The 11,977-nt window shown below is 60.6% G+C and carries 14 protein-coding genes and 1 pseudogene; 5 read left to right on the top strand and 10 right to left on the bottom strand.

Annotated features, from left to right (window positions below):
- Positions 1-16 precede the first annotated feature (16 nt).
- The 5 genes from AC0L28_RS33975 to AC0L28_RS33955 all read right to left on the bottom strand — a co-directional run bounded on the left by AC0L28_RS33975 (position 17) and on the right by AC0L28_RS33955 (position 2,444).
- Positions 17-385 (bottom strand): hypothetical protein, encoded by a 369-nt coding sequence (locus tag AC0L28_RS33975; RefSeq protein ID WP_128170741.1) that lies wholly within the window; start codon positions 383-385, stop codon positions 17-19.
- 296 nt (positions 386-681) lie between these two features.
- Positions 682-1,047: a low affinity iron permease family protein gene (locus tag AC0L28_RS33970; protein ID WP_023803164.1), complete on the bottom strand. Its 366-nt coding sequence runs from the start codon at positions 1,045-1,047 to the stop codon at positions 682-684.
- A 67-nt stretch (positions 1,048-1,114) separates the two neighbouring features.
- A complete protein-coding gene (locus AC0L28_RS33965) occupies positions 1,115-1,309 on the bottom strand; it encodes a hypothetical protein (RefSeq protein ID WP_473482814.1) in 195 nt (64 codons plus the stop codon).
- Between the two features lie 448 nt (positions 1,310-1,757).
- On the bottom strand, positions 1,758-1,997 hold the full coding sequence (locus AC0L28_RS33960) for a hypothetical protein (protein WP_023803165.1): 240 nt from the start codon (positions 1,995-1,997) through the stop codon (positions 1,758-1,760).
- 18 nt (positions 1,998-2,015) lie between these two features.
- A complete protein-coding gene (locus AC0L28_RS33955; protein WP_473482812.1) occupies positions 2,016-2,444 on the bottom strand; it encodes a hypothetical protein in 429 nt (142 codons plus the stop codon).
- An 882-nt stretch (positions 2,445-3,326) separates the two neighbouring features.
- On the opposite strand from AC0L28_RS33955, the gene katE reads away from it, so the two are divergent.
- The 4 genes from katE to AC0L28_RS33935 all read left to right on the top strand — a co-directional run bounded on the left by katE (position 3,327) and on the right by AC0L28_RS33935 (position 7,349).
- Positions 3,327-5,438 carry a catalase gene (gene katE / locus AC0L28_RS33950; RefSeq protein ID WP_473482810.1) on the top strand — a complete coding sequence of 704 codons (2,112 nt, stop codon included), beginning with the start codon at positions 3,327-3,329 and terminating at the stop codon, positions 5,436-5,438.
- A 20-nt stretch (positions 5,439-5,458) separates the two neighbouring features.
- Positions 5,459-5,962 (top strand): hypothetical protein, encoded by a 504-nt coding sequence (locus AC0L28_RS33945; RefSeq protein WP_473482808.1) that lies wholly within the window; start codon positions 5,459-5,461, stop codon positions 5,960-5,962.
- 115 nt (positions 5,963-6,077) lie between these two features.
- A complete protein-coding gene (locus AC0L28_RS33940; RefSeq protein WP_023803169.1) occupies positions 6,078-6,686 on the top strand; it encodes a cysteine hydrolase family protein in 609 nt (202 codons plus the stop codon).
- Between the two features lie 24 nt (positions 6,687-6,710).
- Positions 6,711-7,349 carry a DUF6766 family protein gene (locus AC0L28_RS33935; protein ID WP_023803170.1) on the top strand — a complete coding sequence of 213 codons (639 nt, stop codon included), beginning with the start codon at positions 6,711-6,713 and terminating at the stop codon, positions 7,347-7,349.
- Between the two features lie 24 nt (positions 7,350-7,373).
- Here AC0L28_RS33935 and AC0L28_RS33930 read toward each other — a convergent pair whose 3' ends face one another.
- The 5 genes and pseudogenes from AC0L28_RS33930 to AC0L28_RS33910 all read right to left on the bottom strand — a co-directional run bounded on the left by AC0L28_RS33930 (position 7,374) and on the right by AC0L28_RS33910 (position 10,899).
- Positions 7,374-7,580: a KTSC domain-containing protein gene (locus AC0L28_RS33930; RefSeq protein WP_128177998.1), complete on the bottom strand. Its 207-nt coding sequence runs from the start codon at positions 7,578-7,580 to the stop codon at positions 7,374-7,376.
- A gap of 12 nt (positions 7,581-7,592) precedes the next feature.
- Positions 7,593-7,898, bottom strand: coding sequence for a hypothetical protein (locus AC0L28_RS33925; RefSeq protein ID WP_091591659.1), 306 nt, complete (start codon positions 7,896-7,898; stop codon positions 7,593-7,595).
- Between the two features lie 121 nt (positions 7,899-8,019).
- Positions 8,020-9,165, bottom strand: a complete 1,146-nt coding sequence (locus tag AC0L28_RS33920) for an extracellular catalytic domain type 1 short-chain-length polyhydroxyalkanoate depolymerase (RefSeq protein ID WP_091591661.1) — start codon at positions 9,163-9,165, stop codon at positions 8,020-8,022.
- 150 nt (positions 9,166-9,315) lie between these two features.
- Positions 9,316-10,241 (bottom strand): annotated as a pseudogene (locus AC0L28_RS33915) (hypothetical protein).
- 163 nt (positions 10,242-10,404) lie between these two features.
- The gene (locus tag AC0L28_RS33910) at positions 10,405-10,899 is read right to left on the bottom strand and encodes a YciE/YciF ferroxidase family protein (protein ID WP_023803174.1); all 495 of its coding nucleotides are present in this window, start codon (positions 10,897-10,899) and stop codon (positions 10,405-10,407) included.
- A gap of 705 nt (positions 10,900-11,604) precedes the next feature.
- On the opposite strand from AC0L28_RS33910, the gene AC0L28_RS33905 reads away from it, so the two are divergent.
- Complete coding sequence (locus tag AC0L28_RS33905) at positions 11,605-11,817, top strand: hypothetical protein (protein WP_023803175.1); 213 nt, start codon at positions 11,605-11,607, stop codon at positions 11,815-11,817.
- The last annotated feature ends 160 nt before the right edge of the window (positions 11,818-11,977 follow it).

Below are 11,977 nucleotides of genomic sequence, written 5' to 3'. Positions count from 1 at the left end.
GGATATCGCTCCGCGGCTAACCCGCCACGAAAGCGATATACGCGACCGGCGTCCCGGCCGGCGGGATCGGCCGTAGGTCCTTCATGACCAACTCGACGCCGTCGATGACGAGTGTGTCCGTCATGGCGGAGACGATCGAGGGTACTGCGAAAGTGATCTGGTTGTCGGTCGCCACAGTGAGGGTGCCGTCGACGTATTTCTGAGACACGCGGCGCATCACCGCATCGAGTGGATAGACCGTCGTCACTGGCTCGCCCGGTATCCATGGCGTCGACGGATCTGGCGGCGCTGTGACCGTGCGGGTTAGCATGACAACGCCCTGCTTGAACTCGCCGAGCATCTCGCTCGCGAACTCCTGATGCATCTCGTCATAAAACCGGGCCATCAGACGACCAGAATACCGGGCAGGCCATACATCGCGCCGATCAGCGGCGCCAACAGCCGTCTATGATGGTCGAGACGCATCCGGGGCAAAAATGTTGCCGCTGTCGCCGGGGTCAAAGAACTCCCGCTCGATGCCCTCAATACCTTCAGAGCCGAAGCGGTGTGTTTGCGGACTCTGACGCGCTAAGGCTTTCGTACTCCAGCAGCCATTCTACTTCGGCTTTGATCTCAGCTCGGGTCATGCAGCCTTCCGCTTCTGCGCTTCCCGCGGCCAGTGCTTGGCAGCCGCTGGCGTAATTAGGCGCCAGGGACTCCCTCGTGCTTAGCTTCTTGATCAGCCGCCGCTGCTTCCAATTCAAGCCTCGCCAAATGGGCTTTGATCTCCTCAGGCTCGGCGTGCTCCAGCCCGACGACATTGTTCCTCGTTTCCTTCAATGCAACGATGATCTCGTCGAGCTTCGCATGGATGGCAGCGGTGTCGCGGTAACCCTGGATCAGTACGACCCCGGTAATCACTATCGCAGCTACAGAAAGCGCATAGGTGATTACGTTTGTTAGCCCAAACGGAACCATCGCAGTGCAGGCTATCATCGCGGCGAGCAGCACATAGAAGCCGGGCGGACGGGACAGAAAGTCGGCGATCACAAAGAGAAATCGGTTCATGCGAATCCCCAATAAACCACGTAATCCCGATTGGGGCGGCATTTCGGGTGCTCGTCAATGGCGCAAATCACACAGCTTGATTGCGCCGCCTCGCCTCTTGCTGGCATCGGCGCTCATTGCGCTTGGCAGCCCAAGAGAAGTCGTCATGTTCCGATGAAAGGATCTTGGCGAACGCGCCGTCGGCGTTCCACGAATTCAGGCTGTCCCGTTCGCCCGCATCTTCCGTGATCGTAGCCGAAACACCCCTGATTTCATGATGCAACAGCCTGATTTCGGCGCTTTCGCTATTGAGGCCCTGCGGCGAGAATGATCGCGATTTGCTGCAAAGCCCGGTTTTTTCTATCCCGTCCGGTGTTCGGGTGGATGCCATCCACCTTGAAGCACCAGCTGCGGAATGACTTGCCGCCGACCTTGGATCTGGCCCCGGCGAGGACGCTCGGCGTTCCTTCTCATTGCCAACGGCGAGCAGCCATTCGTTGCAGCGCCTCGAGCTCGCTGATCTCTTGTCCCGACGGCAGGGTGCCGATCCGGTTCCAGAACGCCCTTCGCTCCTACGCTAGCGGGTCTGCCTTAGGGTCGAGCTTGTCGCCCACCTCTTTGCAGCTTATCGGTGTATGTGTGAACATAGGGCAGCTGCTGGGCCGGCCGGCCCGACATGTTCATGGCTGGCGCGCTCGATCTCGGCCGCGCGGATGAAGCGCTCCGCGATTTCACCGATGTTCATGGCGCGCCTCTTTTTCCTGGCTGTTCTGCTCCTCGCCGCCGTCCGTCCGGTTGATTGTCACCGTGCACGTAATCAGGGTGTTCCAGTCCGGGCCGTGTTCAATGACGTTATGGAGCTCGGAAATTTCTTCCAAAAAGTGCTCGATCGTGATGGGGCCGTTCTGGTGGTCGTAGACGAGAACAGCTTTCCAGCGCTTGTCGCCATGAAGCGATACGACGTTACTCATGCCGAATTTCTCCTGCGGTCATCGAACAAATCCGGCTGGATGCTCGCGGGCCAAATGCCTTGACCACCCGCTCGTATAGCATACCGACAAATGCAAAAATATTAGTGGCACGAGGCCGCGCAGATCCTGGGCAATGAACTGCAGCTCGCCGAGCGGGCAAACATCCCACATCGTCAGCCAGTCGCCGGCGCGGCGCTCGAGTATCTCAGGGCACGCCCGCACCATGTCGGATGCGGCCCAAAATAGAACCTCGTCTAGTTGGCCCTTGTTGTTGTCGGTCTCGGCCAAGGTCGAAAGCACCAGGCGCAAGTGCCCTTCCCCGTGCCGACGTATGATGCGAGCCAGCGTCTTGACCGCGCGCGCCTCTCCCGGCTCCGGATAGCGATGCCGGTCGACAATCTTGATGCCGAGCTCATCACATAGGGCTTGGACGCGCGGGTCGGTCAAAGCATCCCCGCTTCCTGAGCGCATGTTGCACCGTCGACGGATCACGATTGAACAGCAACCCTATCTGCCCCCTAGGCAAGCTCGGCTTCAGCACCATCACGGCGCACATGGCCGCGTCTCGCGTTGCCACGATACTATACTGACGCGACGGTCCTCTCACCTCGGCATACGTGCAGCCGTGCATGGCATACGTGCAGCCATGCATGCGGGCCACGAGGTCGATGACATGCCGAGCCGTCACCAGCTTGACCACCGTTGCAAATCTCAGGCGTGGCCCCTGGAGCGGGTTCTGGCTTCGGCGGCTTAGGAAACGGCGCAGACCTTCATGCCCGCACCTTCCTGCGCTCGACGGCCACCTGCTTACCTTTGACAATGTCGGAGTACGCTTAAAAAGGACGCTCACAACGGAACACGAAATCCGCCGCATCCCGGGTGACTACTAGTTGTTGCCTTGTCGGTTTTTCTTCGGTTTCGCTACCAATGCAGCAGGAGGAGCGGTTTCAGCCTTAAGTCGTTGCTCTCGCAGCCGAGCAGTCTTTGCATCTCGTGCTGCGCGCTCAATGTCTGTTAATGCCCTTGCAGCATCCGACGTGCGCTCCTGCCTATTGTATTTTTCTTGATGGGTTAAGCCCTTGTCTTTCCCGCATTTCCTGTCCTCGATCTGACGGTATGCGCTCTGTTGGCGACCCGAACGATCGTCGCGAGATCGTGTTCCCCCAGACAACGAAAAAGCCCGCGCCTCTGGCGGAGCGCGGGCCCGATGTTCCGGCAGCCGAGTGCTATTCTTCGAAATGCGGGCCACGTGACACCACCAGGAACTTAAGTGGGTGTCCCAGCATTGAGGGAGACCTGAAGCCGCCCCTCCTTTCAAGGAATTCAAGCATGGCCAAGACAACCAGACAGTCGTCGGGCAAGCCCGCGACGATCCATGATCAAAAGCTCGTGCGGGGGAACGGAGGCGAGCTTCACCAGATCGCCGAAGGCGACAGCGAGATCCTGACGACCGCCCAAGGCGGCCCAGTGGCCGATGACCAGAATACTTTAAGGATTGGCCAGCGCGGACCGTCACTAATCGAAGACTTCCACTTCCGTGAGAAGATTTTTCATTTCGATCACGAGCGCATTCCCGAGCGCGTCGTGCATGCACGCGGCTATGGCGCGCACGGCTTCTTCGAGACCTATGAATCGCTAGCGGCTTACACCCGCGCGGATATCTTCCAGCGTGCCGGTGAGAAGACGCCGGCCTTCGTGCGGTTCTCCACGGTGGCCGGTTCGAAAGGCTCGTTCGACCTGGCGCGGGACGTGCGTGGGTTCGCCGTCAAATTCTACACCAACGAAGGCAATTGGGATCTCGTCGGCAACAACATCCCAGTTTTCTTTATTCAGGACGCAATCAAGTTTCCCGACGTCATTCATTCAGTGAAGCCGGAGCCTGATCGTGCCTTCCCGCAGGCGCAATCGGCACACGACAATTTCTGGGACTTCATCAGCCTGACGCCCGAATCGATGCATATGGTGATGTGGGTCATGTCGGATCGGGCGATACCTCGGTCCTTCCGGTTCATGCAGGGATTCGGCGTTCACACGTTCCGGCTGGTCAATGCGAAGGACGAATCCACCTTCGTCAAATTCATCTGGAAGCCGAAGCTCGGCATGCAGTCGGTCGTTTGGAACGAAGCGGTCAAGATCAACGGCGCTGACCCCGATTTTCATCGACGCGACCTCTGGAATGCCATCCAGTCTGGTGATTTCCCGGAATGGGAGCTCAACCTCCAGCTCTTCGATCAGGACTTCGCGGACAGTTTTGACTTCGACGTTCTGGATCCGACCAAGATCATTCCGGAAGAAATCCTCGCGCCGGTCCCGGTCGGCCGCTTGGTGCTCGATCGTATGCCCGACAATTTCTTCGCCGAAACCGAGCAGGTCGCGTTCATGACGCAGAACGTACCGCCCGGCGTCGACTTTTCCAACGATCCCCTGCTGCAGGGTCGAAACTTCTCCTACCTGGACACGCAACTGAAGCGTCTCGGCAGCCCCAATTTCACCCATATCCCGATCAACGCACCCAAATGCCCGTTCCACCACTTCCAGCAGGATGGCCTCATGGCGATGCGCAATCCGGTCGGCCGCGTGAACTACCAGCCGAATTCATTCGGCGAAGGCCCGCGGGAATCGCCGCAGCACGGTTTCCGGTCGTTCGCCGAGGCGGAGGAAGGCCAGAAAGTCCGTCTGCGCGCAGACAGCTTCGCCGACCACTACAGCCAGGCGCGACAGTTCTTCAACAGTCAGACCGCGCCTGAGCAGAAGCATATCGCCATGGCGCTGTCCTTCGAGCTCTCCAAGGTCGAGACAACGGTTATCCGCGAGCGCATGGTGTCGCATCTCCTCAACATTGATGAAGGCTTGGCAGAAACTGTCGCTGACAAGCTTGGCATGAAGCAATTGCCCAAGCCCGCGGATGCGGCGGTCGCGCCGAGGGACGATCTCGAATCATCGCCGGCGCTCAGCATCATCCGGAACGGGCCTGACAGTTTTGCTGGCCGCAAGGTCGGTGTGCTTGTCAGTCCCGGCGCCGATGCAGCGCTGCTGAAGAACCTCCAGGCAGCGATCGAGAAGGAAGGCGCAGTGATGGAGGTCATAGCGCCCAAGGTGGGCGGCGTCGAGGCGGCGGATGGAAGTCTCATCGCTGCAAAGCACATGATCGACGGCGGGCCATCGGTCCTGTTCGACGCAGTAGCGCTGATCCTCTCCGAGGAAGGAGCGGAGCGCCTGACGGGCGAGGCCGCCGCGCGCGATTTCGTTGCCGACGCTTTTGCTCATTGCAAATTCATCGGCTTCACGTCGGGCGCCGTCCCGCTGCTGCAGAAGGCCGGCGTCGATCCGGAAGCCGATGAAGGCATGATTGGTCTCGATGATCCCAAGGCGATTACCGGTTTTATCGAGGGCTGCCGCAAGCTGCGTCTCTGGAGGCGGGAAATGGCCGTCAAACTCTAGCGATGGTGACGGAGTTTCTCATGCAGATCATTCGAACCGAAGTTACCCAGGCAACCGCCCCGACCGGACAGCCCATCCTGCGCGTGATCTTCTGCGGCGAAGGCGGTGACTGCGTTGCCGTCGACCTGGCACGCGTTGTCGGCGGAAACAACGAGGCCCCTATCAATCGAGCGAAGGCGGTCCTGGTCCAGATCGCGACCTTCGATTTGGCTGTGAACGACTATGATGCCCGAAGCAATGGCAATTTTGACGAAGTCGCCGTCACAGCGGCGAATGACGAAAACGGCGGGCTCCATATCTTCGAGTATCGGCGGACGCGGCCGTCAGGTTCTTCCCTCCAGGATGCCAAGTTTAGAGGCTGCGCGGGAGGAAGCGGTTCGATGCGCTATCGATCTTCTGGTCGACCTTCAGCCGGGCACGGACGATCTTCAGGTTGGCTCGTGCGCCTGCGCGACGAGAACGGCGAACTGCTGTACGCCATCGACGTGCAGGAGGCGCAAGCGGCCCGCCTGACAAGACCATGAACCGGCAACGGCTAAAGGCGGATTGGCAGAGATGCGAGGCTACGGCGGGACCTCCCGGGCTACGCCCGCGCTCAGATAGAGACTATGCATCACCCCACCGCGGCCGCGGCTGATCATGGCCGCCCTAGGCCTGGTACACGGTCCGCTTGGTGAGAATTCCCTACATCTTTGCGTTGACATGCAGCGCCTGTTCGCGCCGGGCGGGCCTTGGGCCGTGCCGTGGGCGCAAAACGTGCTGCCGGTCATCGAGGAATTGACCGCAAGACATCCGCAGCAAACGCTGTTCACACGTTTTGTTCCGGCCGCTCGGCCTGGCGAAGGACCGGGCATGTGGGCGCGGTATTATCAGCGTTGGGCCGAGGTCACCCTTGCCAACATCGATGCCGGCCTCGTCGATCTGATGCCTTCTCTGGCGCGGTTCGTGCCGCCGGCAAAAACGCTCGACAAGCATGTCTATTCGCCGTGGACTGAAGGCCGGCTCGACGCGATGCTCAATGGGTCAGGGATCGACACGCTGGTCATCACCGGCGGCGAAACCGACGTCTGCGTGCTTGCCACGGTCCTCGGCGCCATCGACCGTGGTTTTCGTGTCGTCCTTGCGACCGATGCCATCTGCAGTTCGGTTGACCAGACGCATGAGGCACTGTTGGAGCTCTACCGCTCTCGCTTCAGCGAGCAAGTCGAGGCGGTGATGATCGAAGAGGTTCTGGAGAACTGGCGTTAGCCGGAGCTGCCGAGGGAGACGACCATGAAAAGTTTTTTCCGGGACAATGGACTGACGATCGCCCTGCTGGCGATGTTCTTGTTCAGTGTAATTGGCATGATCTGGTCGGGTCATACGGCCTACAATGAAGAGCTTCAGAACCACGGTTCGGCATCGATTGGGCTGCTCTCCTATCTTGCGAGCGGCGACTTCCTCTCGGCGCTGTTCGAGAACTGGGAAAGCGAATTCCTGCAGATGTCGGCCTATGTCATGCTGACTGCAATGCTGTTCCAGCGCGGTTCCGCCGAGTCTCGTGATCCCGATGATCCCAACCGGCCCGAGGACGAACTTCCGACCGCCACCCGCAGGCGCAACCCGATCCTGTCGTGGCTCTATTCATACTCGCTGGGCTTGGCGCTGGCCCTGCTGTTCATCATCTCATTTGCCTTGCATTGGTGGGCGAGCCTGGCGGCCGCGAACGAGGAGGCGCTTCGGCACGGCGGCGAGGTTCAATCCCTGGGAGACTATCTTCTCGACGCCCAGCTATGGTTCGAGTCCTTTCAGAACTGGCAGTCGGAATTCATGTCGACGGCCGTCCTGGTCCTGCTGTCGATTTTCCTACGCCACAAGGGCTCCCCGGAATCAAAGCCAGCCGGCGCGTCAAACTCCGAAACCGGCGCATGAGTCTCCGCGTGCAGGCAACGCTCGCTATGCTTCGGCAATGGGGCGGTGCCGGCAACGGTCGCGAAAGTGGTCGTTGAAGAACCGGCCCTTTATGAAGGCGTTTCGGAACGCCGCATAGGTCTCCGGCGGCACAGCCTCGTAGTCATAACGCGTGCCGCTCGCGACGAACCACACCGAGAGAACCCTTGTCTCCGGATCGTACTCGGTCTTGCGGATTAACGTTGATGGCATGATATCGGCGCTCTATACGAGCGCCATTGGCATGTAGCGGGCGATCACCGTGTCCTGCCGGAACCGCCGTTCTAGCTCGGCGCGCCGTTTGCGCCAGTCCGGCAGATCGACATCATCCACCATCACTTCGAAGATGACGATTTCATCTGTGCTGGACTGCTCGCCATCCTGCCACTGACCTTCCGCGGGCGCCTGCAGGTAGGCTGTGACGCCGTCGAAACGGCTGGCCAGGTCTTCCTTCACACGGTCGAAATCTTCCCGGCCAAATGGGCGACCGGTGTTGTCCGCGCGGGGAAGCAGGATCTGGACGAGGTGCATGGCGACCGCTCAATGAAAAGCGGTCACCGATTCCAAAGAACGACGCGTTCCCTTGCCTGGTCGGAGCCGCTTGACCTTCGCGGGCCGGCGAGACAGTCGGCGAGCGATTCGCGCCGTCCGCCTAGCGCATCAGGCCCGCCGCCCGCAGGGCATCTTCAATGATCTTCTTCACGCCGGGCTGGCGCGATTGATGGATGGCAGTCGGCTGCGGGGGCTTCGTCTTCGCATTTTGTATACTTGGCGCCGGTGACTGGGGTAGTTGCCGTTGGCTGGCGGGCAATTGCGGCCTCGATTTCCGGGAGGCGCTATCCTCGGTTGCCGCGATCCCCCAAAACTGCGCGATCTCGCGTGTGGAGGCGATGCCGACATCAAGCATATAAGGTCCCGGAGCGCCGAGGCCGTTGCCGAGCGGGGTGCCGTGGCCCATCCCGGCGATCATGTTGATTTCGATCAAGGCATCTCCCGCCCCGTTACGCCAGACCTGCTTTGCGTGCGGTCCGGCAGCTTCCCGACGCGTCGGCGCTTTCTCAAGCCGGTGGACTCCCCGCCACTGGCCTGCGATCGCTTCCGCGTTGGAAGGCGAAACCGTGTGGTCAGCGGCACCGTGCCAAATCGAAATCCTCGGCCACGGTCCCCGATGATCCGATGCGCCGCGGAGGGCCCGTTGCAGATCCTGTTCCGAAGGACCGCCGTGGCCGCGCATGCGATCGAAGGCCTCCGGGATTGTCGTTGCGCTGCCGTAGGGCAGGCCGGCAATTAACGCACCGCCGGCAAACACTTCCGGATAGGTCGCCAGCATGGCCGCTGCCATTGCGCCTCCGGCCGAGAGGCCGGTGATGAAGATTCGCCTTCGGTCGAGACCGTGGGTGACGACCATCGTCTCGATCATCTGGCGAATCGAAAGCGCCTCGCCCGAACCACGCTTGGTGTCGCCAGGCTGGAACCAGTTGAAACAGAGGTTCGGATTGTTGCCGCGTTGCTGTTCGGGAAAGAGCAGCGCGAAGCCAGCCTCGTCGGCGAGTTGGGACCAGCCGGAATGATGGTCATAGCCGGCCGCGTTCTGGGTGCAGCCATGCAGCACGACGACGAGCGGGGTGCCCTTGGATAGGTCATTGGGAATGTAGAACTTCGCTTCCAACCCGCCAGGATTGATACCGAAGTCGGCCAGCGTCCGGAGGTGGTCTGACGCACCGAGGTCGGCGGGATGTGCGGCATGTCGCGCCTGCAGCGCGGCAAGGCGGGCGATGGTGTCAGAGATTTTTCGCAATGGAGCCGTCCCTGTTGTGACGCCCGGAATGGACGGCCATCCGTGCAACGCACGTGCAGCAATATCGTTGCTGCGTTGCACAAAAACAAGGGAGCGCGGCGGGAGAATGGAGTCCGGCCGATCCTCTCGGTCGGCCTGGAGTAGACGTCTTCAGCTTCGACTGGCTGTGAGATGGAGCGCGTCTTCTTCGTCGTCGCGCTGCTTGCCGCCTAACGCTGCCGCTGCGCTGGCGATGAACGCACCGATCATGAGAGAAAGCGCGCCAACCAGCGCGAAGCTGGCGCCGGCTTTTCTAGCTGTGTCGGCTGCTTCCTGTGCTTGGACTTTGGCCGCCTCGACCTGAGCAAGCACCGCATCAACCCGGGCAGTAGCATCCGCTTGCGACAAGCAGTCCGAGCGGCCACGAGTTGGCCCAGATAAGTCTTGTCGTCGGCCGAGACTTCGCCGGCCGCCGCTTTCGTAATGAGGATGCGGGAGGCTTGTGCGGCTGCTGTCGCATCGCCCTCCGCGCCCGGCGCCGCCAGCCTGGAAGGATCGTTCGGGCGGAACAGCGCATCGACGAAATACGACGCCGCGCCGCTGCCTCCGTCTTTCCCGGCGTTTGCGGTCGCCCCTGCCGAGGCACCCATTGCTGCTCCCGAGGCCACTGTCGAGGCCGCCTTGACGCCGGTGCCGATTGCCGCGGACAGCGCCGAACCGAGCACGAACACGACCAGAAGCGTCGCCAGCGCCTAGGCCATGAATCCGTGCGCGGTATCCCGGAAGAACGTCTCGTCCGTATGAATGCCGACCCATTTGGTGCGAAGGCGCCCGGTCAGGTAACCCCCGAGCCCGGATGACAACCATTGCACGATGACCAGCCAGATCGCAGTGGACACAGCGAAGGTGGTGACGCTGGCGCTTTCGTTGGACCATGGAGACACCATCGTGAGCCCGAGGCCGGACCCGAGAAGCATCAGGATGAACGTCAGGGTCGAGGCAGCGAAGGCGCCGGCGATGATCGGTCCCCAGTTGACTGCGGATGACCAGGACTCGACCGGCGCGGCGCCGTCGGTCGCCAGGATGGTTGATGCCATGGATTCCTCCTACCGCATGAACAGCGCGAGAAGGATGATGATCGGAATAGGAACTCCGAGCAGCCAGAGTAGAATTCCACGACCCATGATTGCCTCCTACTCGAAAGACGGATGTTGGAACTAAAATAGCCACCCCAACACAGTTGGGGTGGCTGGTGTGTGATCAGGCGGCCTTGGCCATTTCGTTGGCCGAGGCGTCCGCCAATCCGGTGAGCGCCTCTGTCATAGACTCTTCGCCGAGCGTCTGTTCGATCAGCTTGGCGGCGTCGCTCACGCCCAAAACCTCGGCCCAGCGCTTCAGCGTGCCATAGCGGGTGATCTCGTAGTGCTCGACAGCCTGGGCAGCGGAGATCAGACCGGCGTCCAGTGCGGGAGTTCCCTTGAACTCCTCCATAATCTCCTCGCCCTCCTCGATGATGCCGTCGATCGCGGGACACGTCTTGCCCTGTGCCCGCTTGCCAAGGAGCTCGAAAACCTGCTGCAGGCGCTCGACATGACCGTCGGTTTCGTCCTTGTGCTTCTCGAAGGCTGCCTTCAGATCGGCCGATGAGGGGGCGCGCGCCATCTTGGGAAGCGCCTTCAGGATCTTCTTTTCCGCGTAATAGATATCTTTGAGCGTATCGAGGAAGAGATCATCCAATGTCTTTTCTTTCGCCATGGCGGATTTCCTTTTGGTTCCAGCGTTTTTTGTTGTCGCTCACGGGGTTGTGAAACGCATGCTCAAAGCGCACAACGCCGGAAAGGTTCCCTTGAGACGTCTCGCTGCACGTCACTCTGACTTCGTGGGGTCAACCCCTGGTTCAATTCACTTCCCGCTCCGCCAGGCATTTCGCTATCGAGGGATCGCATCATGCTCTGATACTTGGCGTCTCTATCTGTCGAGCTTCTTGAGAATATTTTGTCGACGCAGCCATGAACGAGCGCGCCTGACCTTGGGGATGCTGCTCGCCAAAGTCGCCGGCGGCGAGACCAGCCCTTCCACCTAAAAGAACTCTCTGCGAGAACGATGCCTCCCGCCAATCGTGACACCGCCTGGCCTCCGATCCGGTTGCTCCTGGCGGCCAACAATGCCCACGGCGAAATAGACGTCCGGTCGTTTTGAATTGGCGCGCTGGGGAAGACCAAGGAACAACGTCCAGCGGTGATGTCTGCGGGTCAACCGCGCGGTGGGCGCTCGCCGTCGCTTTCGCACAGGTAGTTGTGAATGTCGGTTGCAGCGACCGCTGCGTGCCCGAATGCGACCGCGAGCTGGTTGAAAGACACAGGAGGCGAATGGGCTTCGCTTTGGATAGTGAGGGCGCGTCGCCAGGCTTGATCCCGCGACGCGAGTCCGACGGCGAGGGATATCTATGAGGAAGCCTGAATGATCAGACCGCCAAGACGACAGGGCGAATACGCGGATCGGGAGATCGATTGCCAAGAGGCCATGGAGCCCGGCTTTCAGGCTATCGTCGGTTGCATGCTGGAGCGGCTGGACGCCAAGAGGCACCAGCTCCCGACCGCCCACGCCCAGAATCCCCGCCGGCCGGCCGCGCCAAAGTTAAAACGCAATCAGCCGACCACCACGATTGGCTGAGATGGTAGAAAGCTGATTATTCTCATTGATCGCTCGAACAAGCCACTGAGGTCCTGGGCAGGGCAGTGTTGCTATTAAATAAACTCGTCGCATGTGGATGGCGCAGTGTTCTGCAGTCGGTGGATGTTTATTTGTGAGCGCAGGTCTGCACCTGCATCCT

The sequence above is a fragment of the Mesorhizobium sp. WSM4847 genome (assembly GCF_055811335.1).
This window is presented reverse-complemented; position numbering and strand designations above follow the sequence as displayed.